Genomic DNA, 16,838 nt, shown 5'->3' on the forward strand with positions numbered 1-16,838 from the left:
ATGGTGCTGAGCACCGTCCTTAATCACCTCGCCAAAACCTACCGAAGTATGGTGCTGGTTTATTAGCGCTGATTTATGGGGATCCCTCAGCGCCGGAGCGGGGTTTTCTTCAACTCGTCAGCGATTAAGCGCGAACGAAGTCGATGTGAGTCAGGCGTACTTTGAACGCGTGACGCTGTACAGCCTGAACTTTCACTTTTACTTCTTTGCCATCAACAGCAATGGTCAGAACGTCGCTGTAGAATTCAGGTTTAGCCTGCATGTTCCACAGTTTGTCGTGATCCAGTTCGATAGCGATCGGCGCTTCAGTTCCACCATAAATGATTGCCGGGAACTTGTTCGCTGCGCGCAGGCGGCGGCTCGCACCCTTACCCTGCTCTTTACGTACTTCTGCGTTAATAGTAAACATTTAAATCTCTCTTAAATAAATCCTGTTACAGGCGACCCAGCAACAGGCAGATGATCGGCTTTGCGGATGCAAAAGCGGGCGGTATTCTATCCCCGAACGTTTGATACATCAATCAAAAGTACGTTTACCCGCGTAATTCATGCGCCCGCCGGAAGCGCCCCTCATAATCGAACACCTTTTCCCGCACCTGCCAGTACTGTCCTTTCATTCGGGCGACCACAAAATCGGGATGACGCAACAGCGCCTGCTGCGCCACAATATCGGCGGCGACAATCCAGCGCAGCGGCACGCCAGGAGTGCGCGTATGCGGGCGGATAAACAGTTGTTCAAAAGCGGTTCGCTGGGCAGGCGTCTGCAAACGGAAGCGCTCGCTGACATCAGCGCCATCTTCATCGTAATAGGTGATTTTTAGCCATTCACCTTTCTCATCGGCACCGTGTTGTAGCGTCATGCCGCTACAGCGCAGCACCAGCGCATCTTTTAAATTCAGCGCCGCTTTTAGCATATCGTCGGGATCGACAAGCACGGTATCGCAGGCGCGGCAGCGGCGGGCCGCGATATCGTTTTCCGCATTACACTGCGGGCAGTTTTTAAAGCGGAACCGGTAATCACACTGTTTGCGGTTGCCTTCATCGTCTTCCAGCCAGCCCTGGCAGCGGCGACCAAAGTGTTCAATCAGCGTACCGTCTGCAGTGGTTTTTCCCCAGAAGGTATTGGCAAAGCCGCAGCCGGGACAGAAAACCTGAACAGGGACATTATCGCTTTTGCCTTTCGGCGCACCAATTTCCGGCGCATAGAGATCGTGAGGGTTACCGGCATAATCAAGGATTAGACAGTCGGTTTTACCGGGGGCAAGTCGCAGGCCGCGTCCGACAATTTGCTGATACAGGCTAACGGATTCCGTTGGCCGTAAAATAGCAATTAAATCAACATGTGGTGCATCAAAACCGGTGGTCAACACCGCCACGTTAACCAGATAACGGAACTGCTGCTTTTTGAATGCCTCAATCAATGCATCGCGTTGCGGGCCTGGTGTTTCACCGGTGATGAGTGCTGCATCGTTTGCGGGTAACAGACCACTGATCTCCCGTGCATGCTCGACGGTCGCCGCAAAAATCATCGCTCCTTTGCGCGGTTGCGCGAATTCAATAATCTGGCTGATGATATGTGGGGTAATGCGCTGCTGCTTTTTCAGTTCACGGTTAAGATCGGCTTCGCTGAACAGCCCATTACTTTGTGCCTGTAAGCGGCTGAAATCGTACTGCACGACCGGCATATCCAGCCGTTCCGGCGGTGTCAAATAACCGTGCTTGATCATATAACGCAGCGGCAGCTCATAAATGCAGTCGCGGAACAACGCTTTTTCGTCGCCGCGTACCATGCCGTGGTAATGAAAGCGGTAAATCCAGCCTTTCCCCAGCCGGAAAGGTGTGGCGGTAAGGCCAAGCAAGCGAACGTGAGGATTCACTTCGCGCAAGTGGCTGAGGATTTGTTGGTACTGGCTGTCGTCATCATCGCTAATACGATGGCACTCGTCGACTACCAGCAGGGAAAACTCGCTCTGAAACTGCTCCAGATTGCGCGCCACCGACTGTACGCTGCCGAACACCACTTTTCCGTGGCTCTGCTTACGCTTCAGCCCGGCGGCGAAAATGTCGGCCTCCAGTCCCAGCGCAACATATTTCGCATGATTTTGCGCTACCAGTTCTTTGACGTGTGCCAGCACCAGTACGCGGCCCCGAGCGAGCCGTGCCAGTTCAGCGATCACCAGGCTTTTGCCCGCACCGGTAGGGAGTACAATCACGGCAGGTTCAGCATGTTTGCGAAAATGGGCGAGGGTGGCATCCACCGCTTCGCGTTGATAGGGGCGTAGCGTAAAAGTCATGGTCTCGATGAGTTGCAGGGTGACGCTGCACAGTATGCCACGAATCTTTCCTTTGAGCGGTTTGTGATGCTCGTTATACTGTCAGGGTACTCATTTCTTCTTGTGGGCTTTTTGCCCGCACTCAGCACCATACAGGCCAGAAAATTCATGCGACTTGATAAGTTTATCGCTCAGCAGCTTGGCGTCAGCCGGGCGATTGCCGGGCGTGAAATCCGCGCCAGCCATGTTAGCGTTGATGGCGACATTGTCAGAGATGCTGCCTTTAAACTGCAACCAGAACACGAGGTTGAATACGAGGGCAATACCCTGGTTCAGCAGAATGGCCCACGCTATTTTATGCTACATAAACCGGAAGGTTACGTCTGTTCTACCGACGATCCGGATCATCCCACCGTGCTCTATTTTCTGGATGAACCGGTTGCCCACAAGCTGCATGCTGCGGGGCGTCTGGATATCGACACTACCGGGTTGGTGCTGATGACCGACGATGGCCAGTGGTCGCACCGCATTACTTCGCCACGTCATCACTGTGAAAAAACCTATCTGGTGACGCTCGAGTCTCCGGTCAGTGAAGAGACCGCCGTGCAGTTTGCTCATGGCATCCAGTTGCATAACGAGAAAGATCTCACCAAACCCGCAGCGCTGGAAGTGATCACCCCGACGCAGGTGCGCCTGACCATCAGCGAAGGTCGCTATCATCAGGTGAAACGCATGTTTGCGGCCGTCGGTAACCATGTCGTCGCGCTGCACCGCGAGCGGATCGGCGCGATTGCGTTGGACGAGGACATGGCTCCCGGCGAGTATCGGCCGCTGACAGAAGATGAAATTGCCAGCGTTGGCATGCCTTTTCGTTAATTTCAGGAGATCTTAGTGACCAGCAGGCCCCACTCTTCACTGAGTATTGTGTTCATTCTTGGCCTGTTGGCCATGTTGATGCCGCTATCCATCGATATGTATCTGCCAGCACTGCCGGTGATCGCCGAGCAGTTTGGCGTCCCGGCGGGCAGCGCACAGATGACCCTCAGCACTTATATTCTGGGGTTCGCAGTGGGGCAGTTGCTGTACGGGCCGATGGCCGACAGCATCGGGCGTAAACCGGTTATCCTCGGGGGGACGCTGATCTTTGCCGCCGCGGCGGTGGCTTGCGCGCTGGCGCAGAGCATCGATCAACTGATCACCATGCGCTTTTTCCACGGTCTGGCGGCAGCGGCAGCGAGCGTGGTGATCAACGCCCTGATGCGCGATATCTACCCGCGTGAGGAGTTCTCGCGCATGATGTCGTTTGTCATGCTGGTCACTACCATTGCGCCATTGCTGGCACCGATGGTTGGCGGCGCGGTGCTGGTTTGGTTTAGCTGGCACGCTATTTTCTGGATCCTGGCGATTGCCGCGCTGCTGGCGTCGGTGATGATCATGCTGTTTATCCGCGAAACACTGTCCATCGAGAAACGGCATAAGTTTCACCTGCGCACCACCATCGGCAATTTTGCTTCGCTGTTTCGCCACAAGCGCGTGCTGAGCTATATGCTGGCGAGCGGCTTCAGCTTTGCCGGAATGTTCTCTTTTCTCAGCGCCGGGCCGTTCGTTTATATCCAAATCAACCACGTTTCCCCGCAGAACTTTGGTTACTACTTTGCGCTGAACATTGTGTTCCTGTTCATCATGACGATTATCAACGGCCGCTTTGTGCGTCGTGTTGGCGCACTGAACATGTTCCGCAGCGGGTTGTGGATCCAGTTTGCGATGGCTATCTGGATGATGATAACAGCCTTGTTGGGCGTGGGCTTCTGGGCGCTGGTACTTGGCGTGGCGGCATTCGTCGGCTGCGTATCGCTGGTGGCATCCAATGCGATGGCTGTTATTCTTGATGAATTTCCGCATATGGCAGGAACAGCTTCGTCGCTGGCGGGTACGTTCCGTTTCGGCATCGGCGCGATTGTCGGCGCGCTATTGTCAATGGCGACCTTTAACACCGCCTGGCCAATGATTTGGTCGATCACCTTTTGTGCGACCAGTTCAATCCTCTTTTACCTCTACGCCAGCCGTTCAAAGAAACCTGCCTGAATCCTTGCCAAAGGGAGCGTGAAAACGTTCCCTTTTTTGATGTTCGTCAACCCAAAACAATACGCATTCGCTCGTAATTGTTTATTTTATGTAAAATTAATTAATGTAAAAAGTCACATCATTGTAGTGAAAAAGGTTGAGTTAGATCTCAGAAACGGGTACATATAGCGCGAAACACGGTCCGTTGCTTATCCATTAAAACCCAGATAAATGGGCAGCCAGCCCATACGCTGCGCGGGATGTGACCTTTTCTGCGTAGTTGACAAGGTGAATTGTCGATATTGTGTTAATGTAAATGTAAAATATTTGTGAAGTGAAAGTGCTTCTGGGGAAAGAAAGTGAATACATTACAGCTCTCCATCATCCATCGTCTACCCCAGTCTTATCGCTGGCTGGAGGGTTTTGCAGGCGCAAAAGTTGAACCGATTCCGCAAAATGGTCAGTCTGCGGAAGGTAGCCTTATAGCCTTAAAACTGCTCAGTCCGGACGGTGATAATGCCTGGCCGGTGATGCACAAGCTCAGCCAGGCGTTGAGTGATATTGAAGTAGATTGTTCTGTTCTGGAGTGCGAAGGGGAGCCGTGCCTGTTCGTCAACTGCCAGGATGAGTTTGCCGCGACCTGCCGCCTGAAAAACTTTGGCGTTGCTATCGCCGAACCCTTCTCCCGCCAAAACCCATTCTAAACGTCAGCTTAATGACAATAGCTGGCGTGTATACGCTTGTTCTGGCGCGCTAAAAATACGCTGACACTCACCCTGCTCGATGACTTCGCCCTGTTTCAGCACAATGACCTGATGACATAAAGCGCGGATCACCTGCAAATCGTGGCTGATGAAGATATACGCCAGCCGGTGCGTTTGCTGTAAGGACTTGAGCAATGTAAGAATTTGCGCCTGCACGGTGCGATCCAGCGATGAGGTGGGTTCATCCAGAATGATCAGTTCAGGTTTCAGGATCAGCGCGCGGGCAATAGCAATACGCTGGCGCTGGCCACCGGAAAACTCGCCGGGAAAACGCCGCCGTGTTTCAGGATCCAGACCCACTTCCTGCATCACTTCTATTACACGCTGCTCACGAGCATCCCGCGTTAACGCGGGATGGTGCACCCGTAAACCCTCTTCGATAATTTGTTGTGCGTTGAGGCGAGGGTTGAGCGCGGAATTGGGATCCTGAAACACCACCTGGATGCGATGTCGCACTGGTAGCATTTGCTGACGATTCCAGAGATGCAGTGGTTTACCAGCAAAAAAAATCGTCCCCTGCGAAGCCACCAAACGCAGCAGCGCAAGCCCGGTTGTGCTTTTACCGGATCCTGATTCGCCTACCAGCCCCAGTGTTTCACCAGCCCGCAGGGAAAAATTGATATTACGCACCACCTGATTATGCGCGACCACACGCTTAAAAATCCCTTTATACACCGGGAAGCTGACACCGAGATTTTGTACTTCCAGCAACGGCTGCGCATCCTCAGGAAGCGGAACAGGATCGCCTGATGGCTCGCTGTTGAGCAACCGTTGGGTGTAGGGATGCTCTGGCGCGCTGAACAACGCCTGGGCGCTGTTTTGCTCGACGCAGCGACCGTTTTGCATTACGGCGACGTTGTCTGCCAGCTTGCGCACGATGCCCAGATCATGGGTAATAAACAGCAGCCCCATATTCAACTCGTCGCGCAGTTCGCGCAGCAGTTTCAGGATTTGCGCCTGTACGGAAACATCCAGCGCGGTGGTGGGTTCGTCAGCAATCAGCAGCTCCGGGCGCGTCAACAGCGCCATTGCGATCATCACGCGCTGGCGTTCGCCGCCGGAGAATTGATGCGGGAAATCCCCTAAACGCTGGCGCGCGTTTCGTATTCCGACCCGATCCAGACAATCGAGGATCTCCGCGCGCGCGGCTTCACGACGCGTTCCCCGGTGCAGCGATAGCACCTCATAAAGCTGTTTTTCCAGCGTGTGTAGCGGGTTAAGCGACACCATAGGTTCCTGGAAAATCATGGCGATGGTGTTGCCGCGTACGCCGCGTAGCGTGCGTTCACTGGCATGCAGCAACGACTCGCCGTGGAACAAAATATCGCCCCCAGGATACACCACCGGAGGCGAGGGCAGCAGACGCAGGATCGACAGTGCGCTGACACTTTTGCCGGAGCCGGATTCGCCCACCAGCGCCAGTGTTTCACCGGCTTCGATACGCAAGGAGAGATCGCTGACGACTGTGTGTAACGTCTGCTGCTGACGAAAAGCAATAGAGAGTGAATCGATGGAGAGCAGGGGAGTCGTCATAGTTACACCGCCTTATTTGGATCAAATGCGTCGCGTACCGCTTCGCCGATAAAAATCAGCAGCGAAAGCAGCAGGGCGGTGGAGACAAATGCGGCGATCCCCAGCCACGGCGCCTGTAAGTTATTTTTCCCCTGTAACAGCAGTTCGCCCAGCGACGGCGAGCCAAGCGGTAAACCAAAGCCGAGGAAATCCAGCGAGGTCAGCGTTCCCACTGAGCCGCAAAGTACGAATGGCAGCAGCGTCAGGGTGGCGACCATTGCATTAGGCAACATATGGCGCAGCATAATCGCGCGATCGCTAACCCCCAGCGCCTGGGCGGCACGGATATAGTCAAAATTACGCGTGCGCAGGAATTCAGCGCGGACCACACTGACCAGCGTCATCCAGCCGAATAGCACAGTTATGCCCAGCAGCCACCAGAAGCCTGGTTGGATCACGCTGGAGAGCAAAATAATTAAAAATAGTGTTGGCAGACCGGACCAGACTTCAATAAAACGCTGTCCAAGCAGGTCGATTTTACCGCCGTAATAGCCCTGTAATGCACCAGCCATGATGCCAATCACACTGGTACAAAAAGTCAACATCAGGCCGAACAGCAGCGAAATCCGCGTACCATAGAGGATCCGCGCCAGCACATCACCGCCATTCGCATCGGTGCCAAGCCAGTTCTGGGCTGAAGGCGGTGAGGGAAAGGGCGTGGCGGTGTCATAGTTAATGCTGCGTGCGCCGAATCGCACTGGCGCCCACAACGCCCAGCCGTGCTCTTCAAGCTGTTTTTTCAGCCACGGATCCTGATAATCCGCTGCGGTGGCCAGCGGGCCACCAAAATCGCTTTCACTGTAATTTTTAACCAGTGGGACATACCAGTGTCCTTCATAACGCACCAGCAGGGGCTGGTCATTTGCCACCAGTTCGGCAAACAGACTGAGAATAAAAATGGTTAAAAAGATCCATAGCGACCAGTAGCCGCGCCGGTTATGGCGAAAGCGCTCCCAGCGCATCTGGTTGACATAGCTAAGTTGAAACATCAGCGTCCCTCGAAATCGATTCGCGGATCCACCAGCGTATAGGTGATATCACTGAGGATATTCAGTAGCAGGCCGATCAGAGAGAAAATATAGAGTGTGCCAAACATGACCGGGTAATCCCGCGAGAGCGTAGCTTCATAGCCCAGCAGGCCAAGACCGTTAAGCGAAAAAATGACTTCAATCAATAGCGAACCGGTAAAAAACATGCTGATAAAGGTGGCCGGAAAACCTGCTATCACCAGCAGCATGGCGTTGCGAAACACATGTTTGCGCATGATATTGCGCTCGTTGACGCCTTTGGCGCGAGCAGTAACCACGTACTGTTTGCGGATCTCATCCAGAAAGGAGTTCTTGGTCAGCATCGTCAGCGCTGCCAATCCGCCAATCACCGAGGCCAGTACCGGCAGAGTGATATGCCACAGGTAGTCGGTAATTTTTTGATACCAGGGCAGGGTGTCGAAATTTGTCGAGACCAGTCCGCGAAGCGGGAAAATATCGTAATAGCTGCCGCCGGAAAAAAAGATAATCAGCAGGATGGCGAACAGGAAAGAGGGGATTGAATAGCCAACGATGATGACCGCGCTGCTCCAGATGTCGAAACGGCTGCCGTTGTAGACCGCTTTGCGAATGCCGAGCGGTATCGACACCAGATAGACGATAAGCATTGCCCACAGGCTAACAGAGATAGAAACCGGCAGGCTGTCTTTGATCAATTGCAGCACCGAGGCGCTGCGAAACAGACTATCACCGAAGTCGAAACGTATATAATCCCACAGCATTTTGAAGTAGCGCTGGTACATCGGTTTATCAAAACCATAGCGCTTTTTGATCTCTTCGATAACTTGCGGATCGAGGCCGCGCCCGCCGCGATAGTGGCTGTCATTACTGAGGACATCGCCTACGCCCGTTCGCGCATGGGTTGCGCCCATACCGCCTGTGCCACTGCCTGGCAATGCATTACGATCGCCAAACTCAATTGCGGCAATGGCCTGATCTACCGGGCCGCCGGGGGCAATCTGCACGATGAAAAAGTTAATGGTAATAATGGCCCACAAAGTGGGAATTATCAGTAATAAGCGGCGAATGATGTAGGCACCCATCCGATCTCCTTAACGTCTGGCTGCGGGCAATTTTGCCGCTTTATTTACGTCATACCACCAGGTATCAAAACCCAGTGAGTAGAGGGGGCGAACGCCAGGCATCGAGAATTTATCCCACCATGCGATGCGATCAGCCGACATATACCACATTGGCAGCATGTAGTAATTCCAGGTCAGTACGCGATCCAGAGCACGACCAAGTGGCAACAGTTTCTCCTTATTGCCCTGCCAGTGCGAGATCTGCGCGATCAGATTATCCACCGCCGGGTTTTTGACGCCGGGCGCGTTATAGGAAGAGTCAATGTATTGCGAGCTCCAGGCAATTTGTAGATCCTCGCTTGGCCACAATTGCGCCCGCCACAGGCGCGGCATCATATCGTAATCACGGCTGCGCAGGCGGCTGGTGGCCTGCGAGTTATCGACCTGGCGCACCTCCATATTGATGCCAAGGCGTGCGAGGCTGTGCTGAAATGGGAGCACCCATAAGGTATCGCCGCCGGAGGGCAGTAGCAGTTCAAAGGTGAAAGGCTGGCCGGTTTGCGCATTCACTCGCTGCTGATTTTTCAGCACCCAGCCCGCTTCCGTCAGCAATTTGTCGGCTTTGAGCAGATTTGCCCTGTCATAACCGCTGCCGTCGGATTTTGCTGGCGTATAAACAGAAGTGAAAACTTCTGGTGGTACTTGTGCTTTCAACGGTGCCAGCAGGACTAATTCATCTGCATCAGGATAAGTGCGCGCGGCGTATTCAGTATTCTGGAAATAGCTGTTAGCGCGGCTGTAGGCACCGTAAAACAGCGCTTTGTTCATCCATTCAAAATCAAAGGCCAGCGATATGGCTTCACGGACGCGGCGATCGCTGAAGATGGGGCGCTGAATATTAAACGCCAGCCAGCGTGTATCCTGCGCTGATGCGTTAGGTCGTTCATCTTTAACAATATAACCATGGCTGAAGTTGCTGCCGGTATAGCGCGTGGCCCAGTTTTTGGCATCGCTTTCGGTGCGCATATCGAATGCGCCCGCCTTAAAGGCTTCGAACGCGACATTATCGTCGAGGTAGTAATCGTAACGGATCGTGTCGAAATTCCAGCGCCCACGGTTAACCGGCAGATTCGCGCCCCAGTAATCCTTGACCCGGCTATAAGTAATATACTGCCCCATGCGCCAGGCGCTGATGCGATAAGGACCGCTGCCCAGCGGCGGGCGCGGCAGTGGTTCATCCAGCCGGTGATCTTTCCAGAATTTTTCCGGCATCACCGGCAGCGTCAGCAGGCTAAGCATGCTCTCTTTACTGGGTTTCGCCAGCACAATGCGTACGGTCAACGGCGAAATCGCTTTCACCGTTGTTCCCTTATAGACCAGACGAAATTGCGGCACGCCTTCCGTCATAAATTTTTTAAAGGTAAACGCTACATCGCTGGCGCGGATGGGCGAGCCGTCGTGAAATGTCGCGCGGGGGTTCAGCGAAACATCCATCCAGGAGAAGTCGTCCGCATAGCGGGCCATTTCTGCGACCAGCGGGTAGTAACTGCCGGGTTCATCATCGGAAGTGGTAAACAGGGCGTCGTACAGCGATTCAGTTCGGATTGCGGCGTTTCCCCGCATGGCAAAACGGTTGAAGTTATCGAAGGTGCCAATCACCGACAGCGTCGCATTACCACCTTTCGGTGCAGCAGGGTTAACGTAGTCAAAATGGGTAAAGTTGATGGCGTATTTAGGCTCGCCGATCACGGCAAATGAGTCGCTCTCTTTAATGGTCTGTGCCTGACAAGCCAGAGCGGCAAACGCCAGAATGAAAGCTGAAATACGCAAAAACTTCATTCGCTGTGTTCCTGTGAACGGCGGCGCGGCAGGCGCCTTAAACTCTAATCATTGAATAATAAGGGAGACCCGCCAGGTTGTGAAATAATTCGCGCCTATAACAGCGCGGAAAACAGCGGCGACCGCCATTCAGTAAACTGTTGCAGCGTCATCGGACGGCTAAAATAGTAGCCTTGCATATAATGAACGCCATGTTCGCGCAGCCATCGGGCTTGCTCTGGCGTTTCAACGCCTTCGGCGACCGTTAGCATATTAAGCTTTTTTGCCAGTGTCAGCACGGCATCAAGCACGGGAGACGTCACGGTTTCTGTGCCAATGGCATTGACGAAACCACGGTCGATTTTCAGGTAGTCCATCGTGAAGCGTTCCAGATAAATCAGTGCGCTGTGTCCGGTGCCGAAGTCATCAATAGCCGTTTCGTAGCCCTCTTCACGGAGCTGCTCAAACCGCGCAGTCACTTCGTTAAAACGCAACATATCCCGCTCGGTGATCTCCAGCACGATGCTGAAATGTTGGGCTGGGAGCGAACGGGATAGCTGGCGAATATCCTGCATAAAATTTTCACCTTGCAGGTGACCAGGGGCAATGTTAATGCCCAGTTTTGCACCTTTGGGCAACAACGTCTTTAATCGCGGCGCATCATGGGCGATTAAGCAGAACAGATGCTGCGTCAGCGGCACAATCAGTTGCTGGGCTTCAGCAAAATGAATAAATGCATCCGGCGGGATTTCACCTGCCGTTGGATGCTTCCAGCGCATCAGAACTTCAACGCCGGTGATCTGCAAATTTTTCGCATCCACTACCGGCTGATAAACAACATAGAACTGATCGCGCTTGATACCGGCCAGGATCTCGCGGCCTGGGGTGAGATTGTTTTGCAGAATATAGGCGGTCAGCAGACCAAAAAGCATGCCGAAAGTGGTACCAAGCAGCACGGCGAATTGAATATCCTCTGGTCGCCACTTTTTTGCATAGAGATAAAATGTAATTGGTGAACCTTCAATGTGCGCGGTTCGTATCTGTGGCTGGGTTATCGTGCTCAGATCAACTAAACCGGGCGAAAAGGTGGAAACGGCACGATTGCCGATGCCAAGTGCCACACCAGTCAGAGCGGGTCGTTGCGAGATATAGAGCATGTAAGGTGTCAGATTTATATTCAGCGTGACGAACACCCCGTGGTTCTCCTGTAGCGGGCTACGAAACCAGACGGCGATAGCGGGTTTATTCGGCATCATTGGTGTGCCGGGCAGTAACACCATATCCATGTTTTTTGTCAGGTCGATATCCGGTACCAGATCTTTCATGGGCATGCTCATCTCGCCGGTAGCTGATGAGCAAAAGGCTTGTTGATCTTTTACCAGCAGAAATGCTCGCACGTTAATCGTGAATGCGGCCCTGGAGGTCAGCTCGCTGACGACGACATGACACTCATCAAGTGCGAGCGGTTGCAGCGATTCTGCTGTTGTTTGTATTTCATTGAGATAGCCTGAGAGCCAGTGCTGAATATTGTTCACTAAAGTGTTATAGCGATTTTCGCGTTTATGCTGCTCAAGCCCCAATTGCAGTCCACCGACAATAAATGCAGAGAGCACGCCCGCGATCAGGCTTATCAATATAATTTTGCGGTTCAGAGAAAAATAGCGGCTGAACATAGTTTGAAGTCCATTCCAGGTGTTCAGGATGCAGGATGCGGGAACAATATAGCTGGGCTATAATCTGGAAAGAAGGGGATGGCATACCGCAGGCATAAAAAAATACCGCTGGAGCAGTGTTTTTCGACTTAATGCCAGCTCAAGGGTAAACCGGCATTAAGCAATTAACTGCGCGTCAGGATGCGTCGCGCTTCGTTGTAACGCTTCTTCCAGTAAGGTTCATCCATGCTGGAAATCATCACACCGCTGCTGGTCGAAGCATGAACAAACTGGTTGTTGCCAATATAGATACCAACGTGTCGGCCTGTTGAACCCGCCCTGAACAGAACCAAATCGCCCGTACGCAAACTGGTGCGCGAGATGGACTTACCCGTTTCCTGTTGTTCCCATGTGGAACGTGGCAGCTCTAAACCAAACTGCTCACGGAAGGTGCGTTGCACGAAACCAGAACAGTCAATGCCTTTTTTGGTGTCGCCGCCGAGACGGTAGCGAACGCCTTTCCAGCTAGCATATTGATCCATAATGCGGCTTTTTACGTCCAGATTACGAACCATATTTTCAAATTCATCCTGAGAGGTTTGCAGTGAAGAACCGTCTTCACCCACAGCAAGCGTCTCAGAATGCATGTTCTTTGCGGTATTTGTAGAACAAGCAGAGAGCAGTACCGCTACTGCAATTGCAGGGATCGCCCGCAAGATATATCTCAAAATCGGCTGAGATTTGACCATGTTACTTATTTTCCCTTGAAGTCCTTAACGATAAATATCGTTATAAAAATGCCAACGCAGCGAGATTAATTACCTGAAAGCATCGAGACAATTGCTCAAGCATAGATTTGTGGAAGAACGCACAAAAATACGCACAGCGAGAATAACAGCACTCTTTGCAACAAGACGAACCGAGGTTACCTGAACATCCAGGGCATGGCGAGCGCTTTTATGCATTTTTTTATAAGAAATTATGATAGAGAAAGTGAATTTCCTGAAATGCTCAAAAAATGACCTTCTTAGTGTAAAAAGCACGCAATATGCTAATTCACATGCAGTTTACTATGACGGGAAAATGACAATGACGGGAAAAGGCGGCAAATTTAAATTAGGGAGCGAAAACGTTCCCTAATGGATAACGTATCGTTGATATTGGGTGATTGTTTAAAGTTTGTTATTCCCGGGCAAATAATGATCAAACAACGCGATAATTTTATCGCTTAGCGGTGTTAAAAGGAACCACGGAAGACCAATCAGCACGGCAGATAACGAACCTACAGCAATATCCGTAAACCAGTGCGCGCCGATCATGACGCGTGGGAAGGCGAAAACCACAAAAATAATAAGGGAAATGCCAAATGCTTTTTTACCGAAATAGCGCCACATCACCGCAGCGAAAATAAGCAACATCATTCCATGATCGCCGGGAAAACTATCCTTCGATGCATCTTTAGTCGGGAAATCGAGCAGATCGCTGACCCGGTGTATATCGGTAAAGTAAAGTGACGGGCTCGCGCGTTGCACCGGCATCAGATGCTGCGCCAGTTGGTTTACCACGACAGCAATCAATAACATGGTCAGGCCAATAATCACCACACGGCGACGGCCTGAGCGATCGGCTGGTAGCCAGAATGACAGCATCAGACAACCCATGGCAACCAGCGAACAGGCATCGAACGCGCGGTTATTGGTTAGCGCTACCAGCCAAAGCCAGGCGCGGTTTTCCACCAGCCCACGGTTGAAGAAGTGGAAAATGGTCGAGTCCAGTGGAAACCAAAATCTATGATTTACAGGCAGATACCAGCACATAAACAGGACCAGCCCAACGGCGTTCAGCAAGATAATCAGGGGTAAACGGGTTTTCATTACTTAAGAATTATTAATAAATAAAGAGGGAACGTTATTGATCCTGACTTAAACGAAGCTTTAACAAAGCGGACTGAAGTGTGTTCCAGTCGACTTCTGAGGCGGTAATTAACTCAATTCGACTATCCGGCGGCGCAACATTCTGCGTTTCGAGATGAAAATCCTCTCCCTGACGATTCACCCGCAGCAGACCTTCCGGTATACGCATAACGCCTTTGACACGCTCAACCGGGGCATGGCGCACCCATTCAAGCAGACCAATGGTGTCAAACACTGTATCTTCATCAAAAATCCAGCCGCACGCCTGATGGCCCTGACCGCTGTTCAGGCTGCGACGCCAGCGTTGATGCGCTGGCAGGCTCAGCGCCGCAAGGCCTTTTCGTTCACCGTGCGCGTGGTCATGTGCAGCACTAGAAGGAAGTTCCCGCAGATTACGGCGCGGACGATCGAGCAACGTGCCATCTATCGCGCCCTGGGTGACGCTGACCCGCTGGCGGTCGCCACCGAAGCGGTACCACCACTCTTCGAGAGCTTGCTGGCTCTCCAGAGTCGCGCGATCCTGTTTATTGGTTACAATGATATCGGCGGCCGCCAGTTGATCGCGGAAGTTATCGTTAGTGAGCGCTTTCTCATCCAGTAACTGGCGGGGATCAAGCAAACAGAGGGTGGCACGCAGATCAAGCCACGGTTCGTAGACCGGGTCCGTCAACATATTGAGGATCTGCTTCGGATGGCCGAGCCCGGTCGGTTCAATCAACAGACGGTCGGGCTTACCCTGGCGCAGCAAAGTGTTCAGCCCCACCTGCATCGGAAGACCATTTACGCAGCACATGCAACCACCGGGGATCTCTTTAAGCAGTGCGCCGCTACCGGCAAGCAGTGCGCCATCGATACCGACCTCGCCAAATTCATTCACCAGCACGGCCCATTTCTCCTGCGGATCTTTATTCGCCAGCAGGTGCAAAATAGAAGTAGTTTTGCCGCTTCCGAGAAAGCCGGTAATGAGATTGGTCTTGGTCACAAAAGCTCCAGTCGTCAATAAAACGTAGATAATTTGTGATCCTGGCGAAAAAAATGAGAAAAGAGAAGGGTGCGGACGGCGTAAAGCACCAACCATCCGCGTAAACCGCAGTAATTGTTAAGCGCTTAGCACGCGTTTTACTGCGCCGTGAGCGCCATGGGTGGCAATGTTTTGCCATGCATCGTCAACGGCATTGACAAACAACGGATTAAGCGGCAGATCGTTACCGAATATCTCCTTCAGCGTCAGCAGCGCAGCCACGCGCTCAGTCTCATTACTGGTTTCGACAATAGCGTGAATTTTATCCGCCAGCGGATCGCGAATATCAATGGGTTGTCCGGCATCATCCACGCCGCTGACATAACGCATCCAGCCGGCAATGCCCAGCGCCAGCAGTGGCCAGCGACTTTCCCGCTGCAAATGGACACGAACGCTGTCGAGCATGCGTTGCGGCAGTTTTTGGCTGCCGTCCATGGCGATTTGCCAGGTGCGGTGTTTCAGCGCCGGGTTAGCAAAGCGTTCGAGTAGGCTATCAGCATAAGCTATCAGATCGACCCCGGTAATACGCAGGGTTGGCGCTTGCTCATCCAGCATTAGACGGCGGGCGGCTTCGCGGAATACTTCATCCTGCATGCAGTCGTTAATATGAGCAAAACCAGCCAGATACCCCAGATAAGCGAGGAATGAGTGGCTGCCGTTGAGCATACGGAGTTTCATCTGTTCCCACGGCTGCACATCCTGCACCAGTTGTACGCCTGCGACTTCCCATTGCGGACGCCCGGCGACGAAATTATCTTCAATCACCCACTGAATAAACGGCTCGCAACTTATAGCACAGGGGTCGAAAACGCCCAATTCATCGCTGATTTCTGCCAGCGATTCGTCAGTTGCTGCTGGCACAATGCGATCGACCATTGTGGCCGGAAAACTGACATTCTCCGCTATCCAGTGCGCCAGTTCCGGTGAGCGGGCTTTTGCCATACCCAACACCGCATTTTTCACAATATGCCCATTGTCGGGAATGTTATCGCAGGAGAGCACAGTAAACGGCGGCAGCCCGCGCTCGCGGCGACAATACAACGCTTCAACCAGAATACCTGGCGCCGAATGCGGCTCGTGCGGGTACTGAAGGTCATGTTCAATACGTTGCTGGCGCAGATCCAGTTGGCCGCTGGCCGGGTCGATACAGTAGCCTTTTTCGGTAATCGTCAGTGAAACAATTGCCACCTGCGGTTCACAAAATTTCTCCATGATGGCAGGCAGGGAATCGAGCTTTGCATTCAGACATTCATTGACTGCGCCGACAATAATCGGCTGGTTGCCGGTTGCGCCTTTCTCCAGCACGGTATACAGATGATCCTGCTCGCGCAGTTGCGACATCAGGACATCACCGCTGAATAAGCTGATTTCACAAATCCCCCAATCGCCGCCTTGCGCATTCAGCACCCGGTCAGTTAACAGCGCCTGATGCGCGCGATGAAACGCGCCAAAACCGAAGTGCACAATTCGCGAGCGTAGCTGTGAGCGATCATACTGAGGTTGCTGTACCGTGGCAGGAAGCGATGCGGAAGCAATAGTCTTCATCTGTATACACCTGATTAACCAATAATTAACAACAACAGTGTAAAGTTATATGACAGCAAAAAGAATTGGTATGCCTTAAATATCCAGAGAATGTGAGCTTGATCAATCATTGCTGCGGGAATATTTGACCCTTCTGGCTAAACATGTA

Annotated in this window: 14 protein-coding genes; 3 read left to right on the forward strand and 11 right to left on the reverse strand. The window is 52.5% G+C overall.

Annotated elements, in window-relative coordinates; all coding sequences use genetic code 11:
* Nucleotides 1-124 precede the first annotated feature (124 nt).
* Both rplY and radD read right to left on the reverse strand, forming a co-directional pair.
* Nucleotides 125-409, reverse strand: a complete 285-nt coding sequence (gene rplY / locus GA0061070_RS20635; protein WP_090137977.1) for a 50S ribosomal protein L25 — start codon at nucleotides 407-409, stop codon at nucleotides 125-127.
* A 124-nt stretch (nucleotides 410-533) separates the two neighbouring features.
* Nucleotides 534-2,294, reverse strand: a complete 1,761-nt coding sequence (gene radD, locus GA0061070_RS20640) for a DNA repair helicase RadD (protein ID WP_090137978.1) — start codon at nucleotides 2,292-2,294, stop codon at nucleotides 534-536.
* Nucleotides 2,295-2,441: 147 nt separating this feature from the next.
* Here radD and rsuA point away from each other — a divergent pair, with 147 nt between their 5' ends.
* The 3 genes from rsuA (at nucleotide 2,442) to GA0061070_RS20655 (ending at nucleotide 5,041) form a co-directional block, all read left to right on the forward strand.
* Complete coding sequence (gene rsuA / locus GA0061070_RS20645; protein WP_090137980.1) at nucleotides 2,442-3,149, forward strand: 16S rRNA pseudouridine(516) synthase RsuA; 708 nt, start codon at nucleotides 2,442-2,444, stop codon at nucleotides 3,147-3,149.
* Between the two features lie 15 nt (nucleotides 3,150-3,164).
* Nucleotides 3,165-4,358, forward strand: coding sequence for a Bcr/CflA family multidrug efflux MFS transporter (locus GA0061070_RS20650; protein WP_090137990.1), 1,194 nt, complete (start codon nucleotides 3,165-3,167; stop codon nucleotides 4,356-4,358).
* A 338-nt stretch (nucleotides 4,359-4,696) separates the two neighbouring features.
* Entirely contained in the window at nucleotides 4,697-5,041 is a 345-nt protein-coding gene (locus GA0061070_RS20655; RefSeq protein ID WP_090137992.1) for a YejG family protein, read from the forward strand.
* 3 nt (nucleotides 5,042-5,044) lie between these two features.
* Here GA0061070_RS20655 and yejF read toward each other — a convergent pair whose 3' ends face one another.
* The 9 genes from yejF to GA0061070_RS20700 all read right to left on the reverse strand — a co-directional run bounded on the left by yejF (nucleotide 5,045) and on the right by GA0061070_RS20700 (nucleotide 16,690).
* Nucleotides 5,045-6,634 carry a microcin C ABC transporter ATP-binding protein YejF gene (gene yejF / locus GA0061070_RS20660; RefSeq protein ID WP_090137994.1) on the reverse strand — a complete coding sequence of 530 codons (1,590 nt, stop codon included), beginning with the start codon at nucleotides 6,632-6,634 and terminating at the stop codon, nucleotides 5,045-5,047.
* A gap of 2 nt (nucleotides 6,635-6,636) precedes the next feature.
* Nucleotides 6,637-7,662: a microcin C ABC transporter permease gene (locus GA0061070_RS20665; RefSeq protein WP_090137997.1), complete on the reverse strand. Its 1,026-nt coding sequence runs from the start codon at nucleotides 7,660-7,662 to the stop codon at nucleotides 6,637-6,639.
* Complete coding sequence (locus GA0061070_RS20670) at nucleotides 7,662-8,762, reverse strand: microcin C ABC transporter permease YejB (RefSeq protein WP_090138000.1); 1,101 nt, start codon at nucleotides 8,760-8,762, stop codon at nucleotides 7,662-7,664. Before GA0061070_RS20670 ends, GA0061070_RS20665 begins: the two co-directional genes overlap by 1 nt.
* A gap of 9 nt (nucleotides 8,763-8,771) precedes the next feature.
* A complete protein-coding gene (locus GA0061070_RS20675) occupies nucleotides 8,772-10,580 on the reverse strand; it encodes an extracellular solute-binding protein (protein WP_090138002.1) in 1,809 nt (602 codons plus the stop codon).
* A gap of 95 nt (nucleotides 10,581-10,675) precedes the next feature.
* Nucleotides 10,676-12,232, reverse strand: coding sequence for a cyclic di-GMP phosphodiesterase (locus GA0061070_RS20680; RefSeq protein WP_090138005.1), 1,557 nt, complete (start codon nucleotides 12,230-12,232; stop codon nucleotides 10,676-10,678).
* 164 nt (nucleotides 12,233-12,396) lie between these two features.
* Nucleotides 12,397-12,960, reverse strand: coding sequence for a bifunctional murein DD-endopeptidase/murein LD-carboxypeptidase (mepS, locus tag GA0061070_RS20685; protein ID WP_090138007.1), 564 nt, complete (start codon nucleotides 12,958-12,960; stop codon nucleotides 12,397-12,399).
* A gap of 423 nt (nucleotides 12,961-13,383) precedes the next feature.
* A complete protein-coding gene (locus tag GA0061070_RS20690) occupies nucleotides 13,384-14,085 on the reverse strand; it encodes a phosphatase PAP2 family protein (RefSeq protein ID WP_090138009.1) in 702 nt (233 codons plus the stop codon).
* Between the two features lie 34 nt (nucleotides 14,086-14,119).
* A complete protein-coding gene (locus tag GA0061070_RS20695) occupies nucleotides 14,120-15,106 on the reverse strand; it encodes a CobW family GTP-binding protein (protein WP_090138012.1) in 987 nt (328 codons plus the stop codon).
* A 117-nt stretch (nucleotides 15,107-15,223) separates the two neighbouring features.
* Nucleotides 15,224-16,690: a mannitol dehydrogenase family protein gene (locus tag GA0061070_RS20700; RefSeq protein ID WP_090138014.1), complete on the reverse strand. Its 1,467-nt coding sequence runs from the start codon at nucleotides 16,688-16,690 to the stop codon at nucleotides 15,224-15,226.
* Between the last annotated feature and the right edge of the window lie 148 nt (nucleotides 16,691-16,838).

It is taken from the genome of Kosakonia oryziphila (genome assembly GCF_900094795.1).
Classification (GTDB): Bacteria; Pseudomonadota; Gammaproteobacteria; order Enterobacterales; family Enterobacteriaceae; genus Kosakonia; species Kosakonia oryziphila.

Coding starts and splice junctions, on each gene's coding strand:
- GA0061070_RS20700 (WP_090138014.1), bottom strand. CDS start 16,690: ATGAAGACTATTGCTTCCGCATCGCTTCCTGCCACGGTACAGCAACCT.
- GA0061070_RS20670 (WP_090138000.1), bottom strand. CDS start 8,762: ATGGGTGCCTACATCATTCGCCGCTTATTACTGATAATTCCCACTTTG.
- radD (WP_090137978.1), bottom strand. CDS start 2,294: ATGACTTTTACGCTACGCCCCTATCAACGCGAAGCGGTGGATGCCACC.
- yejF (WP_090137994.1), bottom strand. CDS start 6,634: ATGACGACTCCCCTGCTCTCCATCGATTCACTCTCTATTGCTTTTCGT.
- GA0061070_RS20675 (WP_090138002.1), bottom strand. CDS start 10,580: ATGAAGTTTTTGCGTATTTCAGCTTTCATTCTGGCGTTTGCCGCTCTG.
- GA0061070_RS20680 (WP_090138005.1), bottom strand. CDS start 12,232: ATGTTCAGCCGCTATTTTTCTCTGAACCGCAAAATTATATTGATAAGC.
- rplY (WP_090137977.1), bottom strand. CDS start 409: ATGTTTACTATTAACGCAGAAGTACGTAAAGAGCAGGGTAAGGGTGCG.
- GA0061070_RS20665 (WP_090137997.1), bottom strand. CDS start 7,662: ATGTTTCAACTTAGCTATGTCAACCAGATGCGCTGGGAGCGCTTTCGC.
- GA0061070_RS20690 (WP_090138009.1), bottom strand. CDS start 14,085: ATGAAAACCCGTTTACCCCTGATTATCTTGCTGAACGCCGTTGGGCTG.
- rsuA (WP_090137980.1), top strand. CDS start 2,442: ATGCGACTTGATAAGTTTATCGCTCAGCAGCTTGGCGTCAGCCGGGCG.
- mepS (WP_090138007.1), bottom strand. CDS start 12,960: ATGGTCAAATCTCAGCCGATTTTGAGATATATCTTGCGGGCGATCCCT.